16 protein-coding genes are annotated in these 18,847 nt (G+C 54.2%); 8 read left to right on the top strand and 8 right to left on the bottom strand.

All coding sequences use genetic code 11. The annotated features are described in order from the left end of the window. Positions 1-40: 40 nt before the first annotated feature. The 3 genes from ACE38U_RS14555 to ACE38U_RS14565 form a co-directional block, all read right to left on the bottom strand. Positions 41-856, bottom strand: coding sequence for a MetQ/NlpA family ABC transporter substrate-binding protein (locus ACE38U_RS14555; RefSeq protein ID WP_375530003.1), 816 nt, complete (start codon positions 854-856; stop codon positions 41-43). A gap of 94 nt (positions 857-950) precedes the next feature. Continuing rightward, positions 951-1,619 carry a methionine ABC transporter permease gene (locus ACE38U_RS14560; protein WP_038473019.1) on the bottom strand — a complete coding sequence of 223 codons (669 nt, stop codon included), beginning with the start codon at positions 1,617-1,619 and terminating at the stop codon, positions 951-953. Further along, positions 1,612-2,634, bottom strand: coding sequence for a methionine ABC transporter ATP-binding protein (locus tag ACE38U_RS14565; RefSeq protein ID WP_375530004.1), 1,023 nt, complete (start codon positions 2,632-2,634; stop codon positions 1,612-1,614). The genes ACE38U_RS14560 and ACE38U_RS14565 overlap by 8 nt, the downstream gene beginning before the upstream one ends. Before the next feature lie 518 nt (positions 2,635-3,152). On the opposite strand from ACE38U_RS14565, the gene ACE38U_RS14570 reads away from it, so the two are divergent. Continuing rightward, entirely contained in the window at positions 3,153-4,841 is a 1,689-nt protein-coding gene (locus ACE38U_RS14570; RefSeq protein WP_375530005.1) for a LytS/YhcK type 5TM receptor domain-containing protein, read from the top strand. Continuing rightward, positions 4,835-5,554 carry a two-component system response regulator BtsR gene (gene btsR, locus ACE38U_RS14575; protein WP_038473017.1) on the top strand — a complete coding sequence of 240 codons (720 nt, stop codon included), beginning with the start codon at positions 4,835-4,837 and terminating at the stop codon, positions 5,552-5,554. Before ACE38U_RS14570 ends, btsR begins: the two co-directional genes overlap by 7 nt. 10 nt (positions 5,555-5,564) lie before the next feature. On the opposite strand, the gene yjiA is transcribed toward btsR, so the two are convergent. The 3 genes from yjiA to ACE38U_RS14590 all read right to left on the bottom strand — a co-directional run bounded on the left by yjiA (position 5,565) and on the right by ACE38U_RS14590 (position 9,106). Further along, positions 5,565-6,530 carry a GTPase gene (gene yjiA / locus ACE38U_RS14580; RefSeq protein ID WP_375530006.1) on the bottom strand — a complete coding sequence of 322 codons (966 nt, stop codon included), beginning with the start codon at positions 6,528-6,530 and terminating at the stop codon, positions 5,565-5,567. A 13-nt stretch (positions 6,531-6,543) separates the two neighbouring features. Further along, a complete protein-coding gene (locus ACE38U_RS14585; protein WP_008460696.1) occupies positions 6,544-6,747 on the bottom strand; it encodes a YbdD/YjiX family protein in 204 nt (67 codons plus the stop codon). A 205-nt stretch (positions 6,748-6,952) separates the two neighbouring features. Further along, positions 6,953-9,106: a carbon starvation CstA family protein gene (locus tag ACE38U_RS14590; protein ID WP_375530007.1), complete on the bottom strand. Its 2,154-nt coding sequence runs from the start codon at positions 9,104-9,106 to the stop codon at positions 6,953-6,955. Between the two features lie 462 nt (positions 9,107-9,568). Between ACE38U_RS14590 and cueP the strand changes: the two genes are divergently transcribed. Next, the gene (gene cueP / locus ACE38U_RS14595; protein WP_375530008.1) at positions 9,569-10,117 is read left to right on the top strand and encodes a copper-binding periplasmic metallochaperone CueP; all 549 of its coding nucleotides are present in this window, start codon (positions 9,569-9,571) and stop codon (positions 10,115-10,117) included. A gap of 42 nt (positions 10,118-10,159) precedes the next feature. Here the strand turns inward: cueP and ACE38U_RS14600 are convergent, their stop codons facing one another. Further along, positions 10,160-10,723, bottom strand: coding sequence for a LuxR C-terminal-related transcriptional regulator (locus ACE38U_RS14600; protein ID WP_370527408.1), 564 nt, complete (start codon positions 10,721-10,723; stop codon positions 10,160-10,162). Between the two features lie 623 nt (positions 10,724-11,346). Between ACE38U_RS14600 and pgaA the strand changes: the two genes are divergently transcribed. The 5 genes from pgaA to ACE38U_RS14625 all read left to right on the top strand — a co-directional run bounded on the left by pgaA (position 11,347) and on the right by ACE38U_RS14625 (position 18,399). Then, positions 11,347-13,788 carry a poly-beta-1,6 N-acetyl-D-glucosamine export porin PgaA gene (gene pgaA, locus ACE38U_RS14605; RefSeq protein ID WP_375530009.1) on the top strand — a complete coding sequence of 814 codons (2,442 nt, stop codon included), beginning with the start codon at positions 11,347-11,349 and terminating at the stop codon, positions 13,786-13,788. 8 nt (positions 13,789-13,796) lie between these two features. After that, positions 13,797-15,812: a poly-beta-1,6-N-acetyl-D-glucosamine N-deacetylase PgaB gene (gene pgaB / locus ACE38U_RS14610; RefSeq protein WP_375530010.1), complete on the top strand. Its 2,016-nt coding sequence runs from the start codon at positions 13,797-13,799 to the stop codon at positions 15,810-15,812. Next, positions 15,805-17,133 carry a poly-beta-1,6-N-acetyl-D-glucosamine synthase gene (gene pgaC, locus ACE38U_RS14615; RefSeq protein WP_375530011.1) on the top strand — a complete coding sequence of 443 codons (1,329 nt, stop codon included), beginning with the start codon at positions 15,805-15,807 and terminating at the stop codon, positions 17,131-17,133. The genes pgaB and pgaC overlap by 8 nt, the downstream gene beginning before the upstream one ends. Beyond that, positions 17,133-17,567: a poly-beta-1,6-N-acetyl-D-glucosamine biosynthesis protein PgaD gene (pgaD, locus tag ACE38U_RS14620; protein WP_375530057.1), complete on the top strand. Its 435-nt coding sequence runs from the start codon at positions 17,133-17,135 to the stop codon at positions 17,565-17,567. The genes pgaC and pgaD overlap by 1 nt, the downstream gene beginning before the upstream one ends. Positions 17,568-18,054: 487 nt before the next feature. Continuing rightward, a complete protein-coding gene (locus ACE38U_RS14625; RefSeq protein ID WP_375530012.1) occupies positions 18,055-18,399 on the top strand; it encodes a hypothetical protein in 345 nt (114 codons plus the stop codon). 81 nt (positions 18,400-18,480) lie between these two features. Here ACE38U_RS14625 and ACE38U_RS14630 read toward each other — a convergent pair whose 3' ends face one another. Then, positions 18,481-18,810, bottom strand: coding sequence for a hypothetical protein (locus ACE38U_RS14630; RefSeq protein WP_144244019.1), 330 nt, complete (start codon positions 18,808-18,810; stop codon positions 18,481-18,483). Positions 18,811-18,847: the final 37 nt, after the last annotated feature.

The raw sequence follows: 18,847 nt of genomic DNA on the forward strand, positions 1-18,847 counted from the left end.
GCGGCTAAGAAGAGGGGCGCATTGCACCCCTTTTTCAGGATTACTGGTTAACCGGCACAACCGCGCCGTGATACTTCTCGTTGATCCAGGCCTGAATCTGCTTAGAGTGCAGGACCTTCACCAGCTCGACGATGTCATGTTTTTTCACGTCGGCGCTGTGCACGGTGATGATGTTGGCATACGGGTTACCTTCGGTGCTTTCTACGGCAATAGGATCTTTGATTGGGTTCAGGCCCGCATCAAGCGCGTAGTTGGCGTTGATAACCACCGCGTCGCCTTCGTTATTGGCGTACATCTGCGGCAGCAGGGCGGCTTCAATATCCGCTTTGAACTGCAGATTTTTCGGGTTGCTGGCGATGTCGCTGATACGGGCATTAACCGGCTTGATGCCCGGCTTCAGGGCGATCACGCCTTCGCGCTGGAAGATAGCCAGAATGCGGCCTTCTTCGGCCACCGAGTCACGCATAATCACCTTGCCGTTTTGCGGCAGATCTTTCAGGCTTTTGTATTTCTTTGAGTAGATGCCGATAGGCTCCACGTGGATAGCCCCGGCGCTGACGAAATCGTAGTTTTTATCGCCTTTATGATCCTGCAGAACCGAGTCCAGATACGGCTGGTGCTGGAAGTAGTTGGCGTCAATTTCACGCTCGGCAAGCGCGGAGTTCGGCAGGATATAGTCCTGGAAGGTTTTGATCTCAAGGTCGATACCTTCTTTTGCCAGAATCGGCTTCGCCTGCTCGAGAATTTCCGCGTGCGGCACGTTGGAAGCGCCCACAACCAGCTTTTCAGCGGCGTTGGCCTGGAGGCTTAAGGCGGTTAAAGAAGCCAGAGCTAACATCATAAACTGTTTTTTCATTATTTCGTCCAGTCGTCATTAGTGATTAGAAGTGCATTGCCGTGGAACTCCGGGCGCCAGAATGCGTCTCTGCCGCCCGAAAGCTGAAGAACCGTTAGCGCTTATCGAGCCGGCGCGTAATTCGGTCGCCGATAAACTGAATAATAAAAACGATCGCTAATATCATGGCCGTGGCCACCAGCGTGACGTCGTTATGGTTACGCTGGAACCCTTCCAGATAGGCGAGGTTGCCCAGCCCGCCCGCGCCGATAACCCCGGCCATAGCGCTGTAGCTCACCAGCGCGATCAGGGTGACGGTGATGCCGGAAACCAGAGCCGGAGAAGATTCAGGCAGGAGTACGCGGAAAATCAGCGTGTGGGTTTTCGCCCCCATCGAACGCGTGGCTTCGATAACCCCTTTGTCGACTTCGCGCAGCGCAATTTCTACCAGCCGTGCGTAGAAAGGTGCGGCGCCGACGATCAGCGCCGGAAGCGCGGCATTGGTGCCCAAAATGGTGCCGACCAGCGTTTTAGTGAACGGGATCAGCAGGACGATCAGAATGATGAACGGGATCGAACGGAAGACGTTTACCAGCACGGTGACCACTGAATAAACCAGGCGGTTTTGCAGCAGCTGGCCGCGAGAGGTCAGAAACAGCAGCACGCCTAGCGCAATACCAAAGACCAGCGTTGCCAGCCCGGACCAGGCCGTCATGTAGAGCGTTTCACCCGTGGCGGCCCACAGCTTGTCGAGTTTTAAATGCGGGAAGTATTGCTCAAGCATGTCGAATAACCTCAGTTTCTACCCGCTTTTGATTCAGGTATTGCACAATATTTTCTAGCTGGCTGGCGTCATCCACGTGGACGTACAGCTCGCCAAACGCGCCGTCTGCCGTCTGGGTAATGTTGCCGTGCAGAATGTTCAGCGCCACGTGAAAGTGCTGAATAACGTCGGCTATCACCGGCTGCTGAGCTTCTCCGCCGGGGAAAATCAGTTTCAGAATGCTGCCGCTTAAGCCCTGAACCCAATGCGGGTTGAATGGTTCGCTGGCCGCACCGTGGTTAGTCACCTGGCGCACAAAGGTTTGCGTGATGGGCTGTTTAGGGTGGGTAAAAATCTCCAGTACCGGGCCTTCTTCAACGATCTTGCCGTTTTCCATCACCGCCACGCGCTGGCAAATTTTGCGTACCACGTGCATCTCATGGGTGATGAGTACGATGGTTAAGTTGAGCTGGCGGTTTATGTCGAGCAGCAGATCGAGAATGGCGTCGGTGGTTTGCGGATCCAGCGCTGAAGTGGCCTCGTCGCAAAGCAGCACGTCCGGGTTATTTGCCAGGGCGCGGGCAATGCCAACGCGCTGCTTCTGGCCGCCGCTAAGCTGGGATGGCCAGGCGTTTTCGCGGCCCTCAAGGCCAACCAGTTTGATCAACTCATCAACACGCTGCTGAATCTGACGTTTGTTTGCGCCGGCAATTTGTAGGGGAAACGCAATATTCTCGGCAACCGTGCGCGACCACAGCAGGTTAAAGTGCTGGAAGACCATGCTGACTTTTAAGCGGGCCTGGCGGAGCCGCTCGCCGTTGGCTTTCGCAATGTCCTGCCCGGCCACGATAATCGATCCGGAAGAGGGCGCTTCAAGCCCGTTTAATAATCTGATTAACGTACTTTTACCTGCCCCGCTGTAGCCGATAATGCCATATATTTGGCCCTTATTTACGGACAGGTGAATATTATCTACGGCGGTAATCGCCCCATGTTTGCTGGCAAATACTTTTGATACGCCCGAAAGAACGATCATTATTCTTTTCCTTAACTGCTGAAACTTCCCCACGACAACAGCATGTTCTGCTGGCAATAGCCGCACGCGTGCCGCGTTCTGGGCGTTGAGTCGTCTGTATTTGGTCGATACTACCTGCTAATACTGTTTGCCAGAAGAATATAAAAATATGACTTATAGCGATAAGAAATATAAATAATCCATCGGCTTTTTCTGCCTGGTGAGAATATTCTTTAGCTGAAATATGGCATTGCTTATATTCAATGCGGTTAATTAGAAAAGTTAAATAACATTCGGCGGGGTGGGTCCTGATGGCGACGATTATAAATAAAAACCTGTATATGAATGCGTTTTATCGGCTGTCCTTTTTGTTGCTCGATAATTGTTCGTTTTGCTTTTTTTAGTTTTATATCCGGGCTGTCAGCCGCAACAATCTGACTTATTTTGGAATTCAAATTTAACAAATCTGAGCTATGCCCCGGAAATTATATTCTGCTCGCTGTATCTTTCCCGCCGTTGAGAACGGAGAGTGTCTGCAGATGTACGAGTTCAATTTGGTCCTGCTGCTATTGCAGCAGATGTGCGTGTTCCTGGTCATTGCCTGGCTGATGAGCAAAACCCGGCTGTTTATACCGCTGATGCAGGTCACCGTGCGGCTACCCCACAAGCTGCTTTGCTACATCACTTTCTCGGTATTCTGCATCATGGGCACCTACTTTGGCCTGCATATTGAAGGCTCCATTGCCAATACGCGTGCCATCGGCGCGGTGATGGGCGGCCTGCTGGGCGGGCCGGTGGTTGGCGGGTTGGTGGGGCTAACTGGCGGGCTGCATCGCTATTCACTCGGTGGAATGACGGCGCTAAGCTGCATGATCTCTACCATCGCCGAAGGGCTGATTGGCGGGTTGATCCACAGCTTTTTAATCAAGCGCGGCAGAACGGATAAGCTGTTTAACCCGCTGGTAGCCGGAGGGGTGACCTTTGTGGCCGAGCTGGTGCAGATGATGATCATTTTGCTGATCGCGAGGCCGTTTGAAGACGCGCTTCACCTGGTAGAAAGCATCGCCGCGCCGATGATGGTCACCAACACGCTGGGGGCGGCGATGTTTATGCGCATCCTGCTGGATAAACGCGCGATGTTTGAAAAGTACACCTCGGCGTTCTCCGCCACCGCGCTAAAAGTAGCCGCCTCGACCGAGGGTATTCTCCGACAGGGTTTCAACGAGCAAAACAGCCTGAAGGTAGCGAAAGTGCTGCATCAGGAGCTGGACATCAGCGCCGTGGCGATCACCGATCGAGAAAAGCTACTGGCGTTTATCGGCACCGGGGCCGACCACCACCTGGCGGGCAAGCCAATTTCGTCGGGTTACACCTGGCAGGCCATCGAAAATAATGAAGTGGTTTACGCCGACGGTAATGAGGTGCCTTACCGCTGCTCGCTACACCCAAACTGCAAGCTGGGGTCGACGCTAGTTATCCCGCTGCGGGGCGAAAACCAGCGGGTGATCGGCACGATAAAACTCTACGAGGCACGTAACAGGCTGTTTAGCTCGATCAACCGTACGCTCGGCGAAGGGATTGCGCAGCTGCTTTCGGCGCAAATCCTGGCGGGCAAATACGAGCAGCAAAAAGCGCTGCTGGCGCAGTCAGAGATCAAGCTGCTGCATGCGCAGGTGAACCCACACTTCTTATTTAACGCGCTGAATACGCTGAAAGCGGTTATCCGTCACGACGGTGACAAAGCCGGGCAACTGGTGCAGTACCTCTCGACGTTTTTCCGCAAAAATCTGAAACGCCCGTCGGAAATCGTCACGCTGTCCGACGAAATTGAGCATGTGAATGCCTATCTACAAATTGAGCTGGCTCGCTTCCAGACTCGGCTGACGGTTGAACTGCAGGTGCCGGAAGCGTTGGCTCATCACCATTTGCCGGCTTTTACCCTGCAGCCGATTGTGGAAAACGCCATTAAACACGGCACCTCTCAGCTGCTGGGCTGCGGGATTATTACCATTCGCGCACGCGAAGAAGGGCAAAACGTCTTTGTTGACGTTGAGGACAATGCCGGTTTGTACCGGCCAAATGAGAACGGTAACGGGCTGGGGATGAATCTGGTAGACAAGCGGCTGCGCGCGAAGTTTGGTGAGGATTATGGCCTGGCCGTGAGCTGTGAGCCCGATCTTTTTACCTGCATCACCGTGCGCCTGCCCGCCGAGGAGTTGGTATGTTGAGAGCGTTGATTGTTGATGATGAGCCGCTGGCGCGTGAGAACCTGCGCGTCCTGCTTGAGAGCGACGGTGAGATTGAGATAGTCGGGGAATGTGCCAACGCGATAGAGGCGATTAGCGCCGTGCACAAGCTGCGTCCGGACGTGCTGTTTCTCGATATCCAGATGCCGCGCATTAGCGGCCTGGAAATGGTGGGCATGCTGGATGAACGCCACCGGCCGCGTATTGTGTTTCTCACCGCTTTTGATGAATACGCCGTGCAGGCTTTTGAGGAGTGCGCTTTTGACTATCTGCTCAAGCCGATAGAGGCGCAGCGGCTGCAAAAAACGCTGGCTCGCCTGCATCAGGAAAACGAAGCGCAGGATGTTTCCCGCCTGCCGGACAGCCAGCTGCCGCTGAAATTCATCCCGTGCAGCGGCCACAGCCGAATCTGGCTGCTGCAAATGGAAGAGGTGGCCTACGTCAGCAGCCGGATGAGCGGGGTGTATGTCACCAGCCGTGACGGCAAAGAAGGGTTTACCGAGCTAACGCTGCGCACTCTGGAAAGCCGCACGCCGCTGCTGCGCTGCCACCGGCAATATCTGGTCAATATGAATTATTTACAGGAGATCCGCCTGGAGGATAACAGCCAGGCGGAGCTGCTGCTGCGGGATGGCCGCACCGTGCCGGTGAGCCGCCGCTACCTGAAGTCACTGAAAGAGGCGGTCGGGCTGTAATGCTGCTGTGTTATGCGGATTGTTTTAATTCTGCAAAGGCGTCGCGGATCTCGGCTTCCGGGAGCGAGACGCCGATAAACACCAGCGTGCTGCCCGGCGTTTCATCCGCCTGCCACTCGCGGTCCCAGTCGGCGCTGTAAAGGCGCTGCACGCCCTGAAACAGCAGGCGACAGGGCTGGTCTTCAATCCACAGCATTCCTTTGTAGCGGAGCAGGTTATCGGCAAAGCCGGAAAGCAGGTTTTCCATTACGGAGGAAACGGCGGACAGCGCCACCGGATAATCCAGCGTCACCACAATGGATGAGACTTCATTTTGCTGTGGGGCAATGCGGTGGAAGCGAGGTTTTGTCGCCACGACGTTTTCTTCCAGCATAAAGCCGCGGGTGTTAAACAACAGCGCCAGCTCTATATTGCCGTGCACGATAGGGTAAACCGGGGCGCGAGCGTTAATGCGCTGCAGGCGTTCCAGTAAATCAGCGGACTCACCGGCGACATCGGTTTTGGTGATCAGAATTCGATCGGCGTAGCCAATCTGCGACTGCGCCAGCGGGAACTGATCCAGCTGCGAAGCCGCGTGTACCGCATCCACCAGCGTAATTACGCCGTCCAGCAGGTAGCGCTCGCAGATGATTTCATGGGCGAAAAAGGCCTGAAGTATTGGGCCTGGATCGGCCATCCCCGTGCATTCGACAATCAGCCTGTCGAAGTGAATTTCACCTTTGTCCCGACTCTCAAGCAGGTCCAGCAGGGCATCTTCCAGCTCGCTCGAACGCGTGCAGCAGATGCAGCCGTTGCTCAGGGTAGTGATGCGGGTGGCGCGGTCGCCAATCAGCTGGCTGTCGATAGGCGTTTCGCCAAATTCATTTTCAATAACGGCGATTTTCTCATCCTGCTGGGTATGCAGGATATGGCGTAACAGGGTAGTTTTCCCTGCGCCGAGAAAGCCGGTTAATACGGTCACTGCAATCGGTGTCATCGCGTCTTTCCTGTTAACAGCAGCGCATGCCGCCTTTGCCATCTCCGCCGTAGCGTGCCTGCTGGCGCTCGCGGAAGAATTCTTTATAGGTCATGGGCGGCTGGTCCGGATGGTTCGTCTGCATATGCAGCACGTAAGTGTCGTAGTCCGGGATGCCAACGAGCATTCGTGCCGCCTGGCCGAGATATTTTTTTGCAGCGCCTAAGTTATCAAACATCCGCCGCTCCTTAAGTGATTAAAGCCCCACTAATGTGGGGCTGAGACTGCTGACAAATTTCATTGCTCTAAAAAAGTCAGACCCCTGGTCTACTAAAAACAATGAATAATGTTCTCTGGTTTGCCCCAAACAGTCGAAAACCACGTTTTTCGGCTGTTTGTCATCAATCTGAGCCCCACTAATGTGGGGCTGTAAAATGTTGCGATCAGTGGCCGGAAGAAATCTTAATACCTTCTTCAGGCACCGGCTGGTACGGCGTTTCTTTGTCCGTCGGCTGGTCGGATTTACGCGCCTCTTTCCAGGCTTTAATGCCGTAGAAAATGATGCTGTAAACCACCACCAGGAACAGAATACTCAGGCCAGCGTTGGTGTAGTTGTTGACCACAATGTGGTTCATATTGGCGATATCCTGGGCCGTGAGATCGGCCCCGCCTGCGGCGATGCGCGCCTTATACTGGTTGGCCATGAAGAAGAAGCCTTCCATCTGCGGGTTGCTGCTAAACAGCTTCAGGCCCAGCGCCCAGGTGGTGCAGATAAGTAGCCAGACGGCAGGGACGACGGTTACCCAGATGTATTGAGTACGCTTCATCTTCACCAGCACCACGGTTGCCAGCACTAACGCGACGGCGGCAAGCATCTGGTTGGAGATGCCGAACAGCGGCCACAGGCTTTTGACGCCGCCCAAAGGATCGACCACGCCCTGATAAAGCAGGTAGCCCCAGAGGCCTACGCAGCCAGCGGTGCCGATGATACCTGCGACCAGCGAGTCGGTTTTCTTCAGGAACGGGATAAAGTTACCCAGCAGATCCTGCAGCATAAAGCGGCCGGAGCGGGTACCGGCATCCAGCGCGGTAAGAATAAACAGCGCCTCAAACAGAATACCGAAGTGATACCAGAACCCCATGTCGGCTACCGGCACGATTTTGTGGAACACGTGCGCAATACCGACGGCAAGCGTAGGGGCACCGCCTGCGCGGTTAAGCACGGAAGGTTCACCGATATCTTTCGCCGTTTGCAGGATCTGCTCCGGCGAAATCACGAAGCCCCAGGAGCTGACGGTTGCCGCCGCATGAGCGGTGACATCTTTCAGCTGCGCCAGAATCATCGGCGCGTGTTCACCACCCAGCTCGTGCAGGTTTGGCATGGTAATACCCAGACCCGCCGGGGGCGTGTTCATCGCGAAGTAGAGGCCCGGTTCGATAATGGACGCCGCAACCAGCGCCATCACCGCCACAAAGGACTCCATCAGCATCGCGCCGTAGCCGATAAAGCGAGCATCGGTTTCACAGGCCAGCAGTTTTGGCGTCGTGCCGGAGGCGATAAGCGCGTGGAAACCGGACACTGCCCCGCAGGCAATGGTGATAAACAGGAACGGGAACAGAGCGCCTTTCCACAGCGGGCCGGTGCCGTCCACGTACTGGGTAATCGCCGGCATTTTCAGCTCAGGATTGAGGATAACAATCCCAATCGCCAGGCCGACGATAACGCCAATTTTCAGGAAGGTGGCCAGGTAATCGCGTGGGGCTAGGATCAGCCACACCGGCAGCAAAGCAGAAACAAATGCATAGCCAATCAGGGTAAAGGTTATGGTGGTGTCTTTAAAGGTTAGCGCCGGGCCCCAGTAAGGGTCGTGGGCAATAACACCGCCGAAGTAAATCGAGGCGACCAGCAGCACAATCCCGATAACGGATACTTCGCCGACCCGACCCGGACGAATAAAGCGCATATAAATGCCCATAAACAGCGCAATTGGCACCGTCGAGCAAACGGTAAATACGCCCCACGGGCTTTCGGCCAGCGCTTTCACCACGATAAGCGCCAGCACGGCCAGGATAATTATCATGATCAGGAAGCAGCCGAACAGGGCAATGGTGCCCGGCACCGGCCCCATCTCTTCTTTGATCATCTCGCCAAGGGAAGCCCCGTTTCGGCGTGAGGAGATAAACAGCACCATAAAGTCCTGCACCGCCCCGGCCAGCACGACGCCCGCCAGCAGCCACAGCACGCCGGGCAAATAGCCCATCTGCGCTGCCAGTACCGGGCCGACCAGCGGTCCCGCCCCGGCTATTGCCGCGAAGTGGTGACCAAACAGGACATTACGGTTAGTGGGAACATAGTTCAGGCCGTCGTTATTAATGACCGCCGGGGTCGCTCGCGTTGGGTCGAGCTTCATCACCTTCTGGGCGATGTAGAGGCTGTAGTAGCGGTAGGCCACCAGATAGACCGACACCGAGGCTACCACTATCCACAGGGCGCTGATGTGTTCCCCCCGCCGTAGGGCGACGACGGCCAGACAGCAGGCCCCGATGATCCCCAGAATCACCCAGGGTATATGTTTGAGAAATTTATTTTTATTCATAATTCATCCGTTTGTCAGCCCCGGCGTCATGCCTGTTTGCCGTCTCGCTGAACCTGGTTGGTGTAAAAGAAGGGCATAAAAATAGGCCAGCTATAGCGTGGCGATTTTCGCGGCAAGAGGGGAAAAAGAGTGGCCGAGTGGTCGTATTCAGGGATAAGCGGTTGTGGGGCAGGCTAAGCGGTTTTTACCCGGCGCTAACTCCCTGAAAATTGTGATTTAGATCCCATTGCGTGGATGAGCAGATGAAGTCCAGGGGCGCCCTGGGTGAAGCTTTCGTCACCGGGAATAAAGTGGATATTCACTTCAGCCAGAGGTGTCAGGAAATTTGATAAAAATCAATTAAAACGCCATAAATACATCGCCTTACCTTTCTTTACCGTCACACCTTTGACCTTCCCCCAGGGGGAAGGTGTAACGTCCGCGTCAGTGATGGTTAAACCTTACTCTGGAAAAGGAAACAGAATGAAAACACGTATCATGACGGCGTTACTGGCGCTGACTCTCAGCGGCACCGCTCTGGCATCAACGCCTGAGGCAAATGCCTTTCTGGCGAAACACGGGCTGGCGGGAAAAACCACCGAGCAAATGGTTGAGGCTATCGACCAGTCCCCGCAGGCTCGCCCGCTGGGCTTTAGCGCCGGGATCACCAGCCGCGAGCTGGTGCTTTCGGACGGGCAGCAGAAGTTTAGCTATCCGTTGGGGGACAAGTTCTATCTGTCGTTTGCGCCATACCTGCAGCAAACGCATCCTTGCTTCAATCACAGCCTTTCCGGCTGCCAGGGTGAGATGGCCAATACGCCTTTTGAGGTCAAAATTACCGATAAAGCGGGCAACGTTATCCTGAATAAAACGCTTACCAGCCAGCAAAACGGCTTCATCGGCGTGTGGCTGCCGCGCAATACCGAAGGGACGGTGAGCGTCAGCTATCAGGGCCGCGCCGCGCACTCCGCTTTTGCCACCTTTGATGACAGCCAAACCTGTATGACTACATTGCCGCTGCAGCAATCCTGAGCCCCAATGGTGGCGGCTACCTAAACGTAACCGCCGCCTGAATCACGGATAGTTGTTTTCTTCATCGGTAAACATAAGCAGGCAGGCCTCGTTAAAATTGCTCAGCCCAAGCCTTTCGTAAAGCTCGCTTCGCCTGCGATACAGGCTTTTAAGCGACGTATTGAGTTTTGCGGCCACGGCCTCCATGGGTAACCCCTTCCTAAGCAAGGCCATCATTGTGCGTTCGTCTGCGCTAAGGCGCATGTCGTAAAACCATTCCCTGGCCTGGCGGTCGATTTTCACCTTTTGCAGCAGCGTGAACAGAGCTTCCACGTCCTTGTGCGACATAGACATGTCGAGACTCCACTTGAGCCTGAGCGGGGAGAGTTCGCTGTGGCGCATATCAAGCATGATGCAGAGCACGGGCGCGTCGGCCTTTTCTGCGCTGGTAATGATGTTTTCCCACTGCACCAGCGGCAGGCGGCTATCGACCAGCACGGCGTACTCTTCGTAGCCAAAGCTAAAACTCCTTCTTTCCACGGAGCACAACAGAATGAGGTCGGGAAAATAGCCTTTTATTCCCTGGTAAAGATAGCGATCCTGGGTTATCAAAATTGTCGCATTCACCGCAGCATATCCCTTTAATATCACTTAAATCCTGAATGCATATCCATTGAGCCTGGGGCATGCGCGAATACAGCGTATTTCCACTATTTCATTTAAAAATGAGCTAACTAACTTTTAGGTAAGTTAGGCGGGAAGTCTTTTTAAGAATGAGGTGTAAATGCAGGGACGTCCTTCTTTATTATCAGCGGGGAGAATTATAAATAAAAAGAAATAAGAAAAAAGGCGCTGAAATGGAAATTAGGATTCTTTGCCAGGAAACCTCCTGATCGGTACAGGGAAATACACCGTGAAATACCGGGAATCGCAACATGAATCTCATTCATAAGCAGGCTTGTGATTTTATTTATATTTAAAATCAATGCATTGCATGATGTCGCGGTATGGTTTTTTCATTATTGAAAACCCAGTGCAGAGTATTCTTAAAAGCATCTTTGCAGCCTGTGTGCTGTATTCACAAAATTATTGCCAGTAACTTATCATTCCTGTCGTCGACGCTATTGCAATAAAACACTTTGAACGTCAGAGGGCATTTTACTGTGCCAGTTTTTTCCGCTGATGCCGAATTCCGGCATTCAAATGCGGAGCATGAACCATGCTCATTCATAATGGAATAATAGATATTTATGGGACAACGGCGGAGTATCAATAAGTTATTCTTTTATCGTGGCGTGAAGCTATCGCTATTTTTAGTCATACCAGGTTTTTTTTCGGTGCAAGGAATGGGGGCAACATCGTCATATGACAGGCAGGTATTACAGGCTCGCGGCGGAGATTATCGCCCTCTGCTGGACGCGCTTAAGCATGAGGAGCAGGTCAGGATACTTAACCCGGAGCAGGTGGCAGACTGGCTTCAGGTCGCCTCCTGGGCAGGACTTGATGATGAGGTCGTCAGCGTCTGGCAGCGTTATCAGCGGCGAATGTCCATCCCGGCTCGCGGCCTGGCCGCTACCGCGCAATCTCTGCGTAATTTAAAGCGCTGGACGGAGTCACTTTCTCTCTGGGAAGAAGCGCTCAGGCTTTCACCCGGCAATGATGATTACCGCATGGGGCAAATTAAAACGCTGGCCGACGGCCAACAGCGCTGGCAGGCGAGGGAAGAGGCGCTGCGTCTGGTCGAGGAAAAGCCCGACCTCGCACATTTACAGACGCTCTCTTATGTCTATCTGCGGCAAGGGATGACCTGGGACCTGTTGCTAAGCGACACGCGAGCCCTGGCACTTGCGCCAGGGGATAAAACCGCGCTGCAAAACCTGATAGCCAGCCTGACCGTGAATAGGGTGAATACTGCGGCGCTGGCGTTAGCCAACGAAGCGGAACTTCCGGCATCCGACCGCAGAAATCTGGAGGTGAATGCGGCGGCCGAAATGGTGCGTATCGCTGAAATTCCTCCGGGAGAGGAAAAAGCGCGCTTTACCGTCGCGCAGCGGGCGTTGGATCGCTACCACGCCTTACTCACCAAATGGCGCAGCGATCCGCAGGCTCAGCGGGACATCTCGCGGGCGCGAATAGACAGGCTTGGCGCGCTCTACGCCCACAATTATTACCCAAAGGTCATTCAGGAATATGAAGCCCTGGCCTCAGAAAACGTGCGCGTTCCGCCCTGGGCTTTACGCTGGGTGATTGCTTCTTACCTGGCAGAAAAACAGGTAGAAAGCGCGCAGGCGCTAACGCCGCAGCTGTTCAGCGGCGCGGCGAATGAGAACGAGCAGGCGATGTTTTATGCCTTGCTGGACAGCGGCCAGTACGACGCCGCCGGTCGATATTTGCAAAACCTGACTCAGGTAACGCCCTATCGTCGCTATGTGTCGGGCTTCCCGGCACCCCAGCCGAATGACCGCTGGCTGGAGGCGCAAACGCTCGCTGTTCAATATCTTTTAGCCACTGACGCGCTGCCAGAAGCACAGGCGCTGTCTCAACGTCTGGCCAGAACCGCGCCGGGGAATCAGGGATTAAGTATCGATTATGCCAGGGTTTTGCAGGCGCGTGGGTTGCCGCTGGCCGCCGAGCGAGAGCTAAAAAAAGCGGAAGTGCTCGAGCCGTCCAACCTTGAGCTTGAGCGGCAGCAGGCTTATGTCGCGCAGGATCTTCACGAGTGGCGGCAAATGGATTTGTTGACCGACGATGTGATGCTGCGCGACCCGCTGGAGATCGGTTCTCAGCGGCTGAACCGCTCGCGGGATGTTCACCGGATGTCCGAACTGCGCATTAACGGCCAGCAGGGGATCCACTCTGATACGCCCGTCAGCGGGGCGCACGATTTTAACTGGGATATGGCCGTCTATGGCCCACCCGTGGCCGACAGCTGGCGGCTGTTTGGTGGCCACCGTTTTAACAGCGGACGCTTTGAAGAAGGCAAGGGATCCAGCCGCAGCGTGTTTGGGGGAATCGAGTGGCGGCCGCGCAATAGCTGGGTCGAGCTTGAACTGGCGAACAACAACTTCAACGGCGGCAATAAGCCGGGCGGCCGCGTCTCGGCCTGGCACAGCTTCAGCGACGGCTGGCGCGTGGGGGGCGAGGTTGAACGTCTGGCACGGGCAACTCCGCTGCGGGCTTTGCGCAACGGGGTAAGCGCCAATCAGGCCAACCTGTGGCTGCGCTGGCATCAAAGCGAACTGCGTGAATATCAGCTGGCGACCGCGACCAGCTGGTTCTCAGACCATAACCACCGCCAGGAATACACATTGCAGGGCAAAGAGCGGCTGTGGCAGACGGCGCGGATCGCGCTCGACCTGCAGCCCGGCGTGGCTTACAGCACCAACAGCCAGACCGACACGGTGTATTACAGCCCGAAATGGGACTTATCTGCCGCGCCCACGCTCGTCGCTAACCACGTGATGTATCAGCGCTATGACACCGTCTGGAGCCAGCAGGTTAGCGCCGGGGCGGGTATTTACCGGCAAAAAAACTATGGAGCAGGGGCGATGACGTCGCTGGGATATGGCCAGCGTATCCAGTGGAACAACGTCCTCGACACCGGGGCCATGCTGAACTGGGAAAAGCGGCCCTGGGACGGCAAGCGGGAAACTCATCTCGCCGTCGCTTTTGATGCGAATTTACGATTTTAAGGACAAACATGCTGACCAACAGTTTTCGTCTCGGCCTGATCGTTTTTGGCTGGTTATTGACCTTTTCTGGCCTGTGCGCGCAGGAGATTCATTTTCTGCCGCCAAAAGAGCGGCCGGTGCCTGAAGCCAATAAACCCTGGCCTGAGAACCATTTTTTGGTGCTGGCCTACCATGACGTTGAAGACAATGACCCCGATCAGCGCTATCTGGCGGTGCGCACCAGCGCCCTTAACGAGCAAATCAGCTGGCTGTTGCAGAACGGCTACCGGCCGGTAAGCGTGCAGGCGATTCTGGATGCCCATCGGGGGGGAACCCCGCTGCCGCCAAAGGCGTTTTTGCTCACCTTCGATGACGGGTACAGCAGTTTTTACACCCGCGTCTGGCCGCTGCTCAAGGCTTATAATGTGCCCGCGCTCTGGGCACCTGTCGGCAGCTGGGTGGACACTCCGCCTGGGAAGAACGTGGATTTCGGCGGGCTGATGACCGCCCGCGATAAGTTTGCCACCTGGGATATGGTGCGCGAGCTAAGCCAGTCCCCGCTGGTTGAGATCGGTTCGCACACCTGGGCTTCACATTACGGTATTCCGGCGAATCCCCAGGGCAGCCGTGAGCCAGCTGTAGCCAACCGGGCGTGGAATAAACTCACCGGCCAGTATGAAAGCGACGAGCAGTTCACCCGCCGCATTGGCGACGACGTGCACCAAATCAGCCGCAAAATAGAGCTGGTCAGCGGCAAGGCTCCACGCACCTGGGTCTGGCCCTATGGCGCGGCCAACGGCACCTCGCTGGGCGTCATCAAAAAGCAAGGCTACCAGATGGCGTTCACGCTCAACGATGGCCTGGCCGACGTGCGCGACCTGGATAATATTCCACGCGTTCTGATAGCCGGTAACCCAACGCTCAAGGCGTTTGCCAATATCGTGAGCCGCGTCCGGGAGCCGGATCCGGTGCGCGTTATGCATGTGGATCTTGATTACGTCTATGACCCAAACCCGACGCAGCAGACGAAGAACATCGATGCTCTGGTGCAGCGGGTGTATGACATGAAAATCAGCCATGTCTTTTTGCAGGCGTTCTCTGACCCGCTCGGCGACGGCAATATCAGGTCGCTCTATTTCCCTAACCGCTGGCTGCCGATGCGCGCCGATCTGTTTAACTTCGTCGCCTGGCAGCTTCGCACGCGGGGGGATGCCAAAGTGTTCGCCTGGCTGCCGGTGCTCTCTTTTGACCTGAACGCCGCGCTGCCCAGGGTGCAAAGCTGGGACGCCGCCAGCGGGAAAACGCATCGGGCCACCAGCCCTTATTTGCGGCTTTCTCCGTGGAACCGGCAGGTTCGGCATCAGATTGTCGACATCTATGAAGATCTCGCCCGGCATGCGGTGTTTGACGGCATTCTTTTCCACGACGACGCGCTGCTCACGGACTTTGAAGATGCCGGGCCGGACGCTATGACCGCTTACCGGCAGGCGGGGTTTCAGGGAAACATCGGCGACATTCATCAAAACCCGGCTGAACTTCAGCGCTGGACGCGCTTTAAAAGCCAGACGCTGATTGAGTTCACCCGCAAGCTGACCGCCGCGGTGCGGAATATTCGTGGCCCGCAGATAAAAACTGCCCGAAATATCTTTGCGCTGCCGATTCTGGAGCCAGAGAGCGAGGCGTGGTTCGCCCAGAACATTGACGATTTTCTGGCTGCCTACGACTGGACGGTGCCGATGGCGATGCCGCTGATGGAGTCGGTGCTGCTGGAAGAGAGCAATAGCTGGCTGGAACGACTGATCAAGGCCGTGGCGGTGAAGCCTTCGGGAATGAATAAAACCATTTTTGAACTTCAGGCCCGCGACTGGAACCACAAAGCGCAGAAAGGCATAGCCGATAAACAGCTGGTGGAGTGGATGCAGCTGCTGCAGCTGAACGGCGTGAAGCATTATGGCTACTACCCGGATGACTTCATCAATAACCAGCCCGATATCTCGCACATCAGGCCTGAAATTTCCTCTTACTGGTACCCAAACAATGACTGATCGTCTTCTCTCCTTGCTGATTCTGGGCCTGGTCTTTGGGCTGCCGCTCGGCATGGCGGCGGTGTTTACCGGAAAAATCTTGCTCGACTTCGTGTTCTTCTGGCCGCTGTTCATGTCGGTGCTGTGGATGACCGGTGGGCTCTATTTCTGGTTCCGGCTGGAGCGCCACTGGCCGTGGGGCAAAGACGTGCCGCCGCCGCAGCTGGAAGGCAATCCGCTGATCTCTATCCTTATCCCTTGTTTTAACGAAGGCAAAAATGCCCGCGAAACGATAGAGGCCGCGCTGGCCCAGCGCTATAGCAATATCGAGGTTATCGCCATCAACGATGGATCGCGGGATAACACCGCTGAGATCCTGAACCAGCTTGCGCAGGAATACCCGAAGCTGCGGGTGATTCATCTGGCCGCAAATCAGGGCAAAGCTGTGGCGCTTAAAGCCGGTGCCGCCGCCGCTCGCGGGGATCTGCTGGTGTGTATTGACGGGGACGCGTTATTGGAGCGGGACACTGCGGCTTACCTTGTGATGCCGCTGATTCGCCACCCAAACGTGGGCGCCGTTACCGGAAATCCTCGAATCCGCACCCGCTCGAATCTGATTGGCCGTATCCAGGTCGGTGAATTCTCTTCGATTATCGGGCTGATTAAACGCACTCAGCGCATTTATGGCCGCGTATTTACCGTTTCCGGCGTGATTGCCGCCTTTCGCCGCCAGGCGCTGGCGGATGTGGGCTACTGGAGCCCGGATATGATCACCGAAGACATTGATATTAGCTGGAAGCTACAGCTGCATCACTGGACGCTCTATTTTGAGCCGCGTGCGCTGGGCTGGATCCTGATGCCCGAAACGCTCAAAGGGCTGTGGAAGCAGCGGTTGCGCTGGGCGCAGGGCGGGGCGGAAGTGTTCCTGGTCAACCTGCGTCGCTTGTTCCGCTGGGAGCACCGGCGGATGTGGCCGCTGTTTATGGAGTACGTGCTTTCGACGGTGTGGGCCTTCGCCTACGCGATAACCATCCTGCTGTTTATTGCCAGCCATCTGGCTACGCTGCCCGCTAATCTGGTGGTTGAAACGCTCTTTCCGCCGGAGTTTACCGGGCTGCTGCTGGGGGTGATGTGCCTGATGCAGTTCCTGGTCAGCCTGTTCATCGAGCGGCGTTATGAAAATCGGATAGCCGGATCGCTGTTCTGGATCGTCTGGTTCCCGCTGATGTACTGGATGATAGGCCTGTTAACCACCCTGGTGTCATTCCCGAAAGTAATGCTTAAACGCCGCCGCGCCCGCGCGCGCTGGGTAAGTCCTGACCGTGGAAAAGGAAGAATATGATGCAGACCAACACGCTGATATTGACCGAAGACCGACTGGGGCCGCGCCTGTTCGACGGCCTGTTAACCGCGATTGCCTGGGCCGGCTTTCTGTTCTTTGTGTGGAAAAATCTGCTGCTTCAGCTGATGCTGCTGCCCGGCCAGCGCGGGGAAATCTTCGCGCAGTCGCTCAATTCCGTGCTGCTGTATTTGCTGATTGCGGGGATAAACGGCTGGCTGCTGATCCTCTGGTATCAGTACAGCCTGCGCCGGTACAGCGACCGATACCACGACGAGCATAGCCCGCTTCAGCTTAGCGAGCTGGCCCGCAGTTTTAACCTGTCGACGCAGCTCGTTTCGGAGATGAGCCAGTACAACCAGCTCACGGTTTATCACGACCAGATTGGGCAGATAATTCATTTAAAAAGAAGTGAGGAAACTGCAGAACGGACGTAAGTGCTTCATCGATACGGCACATCTCCGCGTTAGCTGTTGTTTTACAGATCACGTGGAGATGTGCCAGATTCTATATGCAATGTATATAATGTGGGGTACGCGGTTTTTATTCTTGATGCCTTGATTTTTACGTATGAATAAAGCATAAAAAAACGCCCCTGACGGAGCGCGTATTTAATATGATGCCAATTCTAACAAGGTGAAAGTCAACACAATGTGATCAAATTTTAATTTATAATTAAAGGGAATGGTAGTGTTTTATTCGAAAATAAGATTAATTCATCATATCTGGAAAAAATCCTAATCCATACCGGAGTTAGAGTTTTGTGTTTAACTCACTATTATCCTCAATTGTATTTTTTTACATATCCCAGTGGTTTTGATATGTAGCGGATGCATTGTAACATAAGTGTTGACTACCTCAATGCGATGCTAGTAATAGAGTTTTTGCGTTCTAATTCACAGTTCTTAATTCTAAGGTGTAAGTATGAAGATTGTTTTATTTTTTCTTATTGTATTTTCTGTTTCTTCCTGCACTCAATACAAGTGGGTGAAACCAGGTAAGAATGACCTGGAGATGAGTAAGGAGTATACTTCTTGCCATGCAATGGCTCTGGAAAATTTACCGCCGGATAACAAAATTTTTAATAGTAGCTCTCATGGTTACAGTTATGAAAAAAAAGATAAGAAAGGGAATGGTAAATGGGAAAAAGAAAATTATGACGTGTGGATAAAAAATGATATTGATGATGCTAACAGCCAATATCGAGAAGTCTTGATCAGAAACTGCATGTATAGCCGTGGATGGGATGAGATAATCATTAGTGATTGAGTATAATAATGGGTGAGTTACTGTATAGCTTTAAATTTATAAGTCCTGCAAGAAAGTATCTTGCAGGACTTTTGTTGTTAATTAATCGTCAAGGCTCCAGGTGTAACCAAAGCCGATTGATGGGGGGCTACCATCACCATCGTCCATACTATATTTTGCTGATGGGTCATGTCGTCTTTGTTGTTGTAAATTTTTCTCATTAGTGAAATTAAAATTATCAGACTCTTTTCCGACGTAAAAACACTGTGATTGCTTGCAGTCTTTTCCAAAGCCAATAGGGCCTGAACCTACAGGGATTTGGCTAAGTAATTGACCATCAGCTGAAAAACTTTTCATTACTTTGTTTGTTGATGCATGCAATGCACCTATAGAAGTAGTGCAAGCTAAAAAGATGAATATATGTGGTTTCATTTTGGTATTCTCCCTTTGTTGGTAAATTTTTCTGATG

This window comes from Cedecea selenatireducens (assembly GCF_042138895.1).
GTDB classification, from domain to species: Bacteria; Pseudomonadota; Gammaproteobacteria; order Enterobacterales; family Enterobacteriaceae; genus Cedecea; species Cedecea selenatireducens.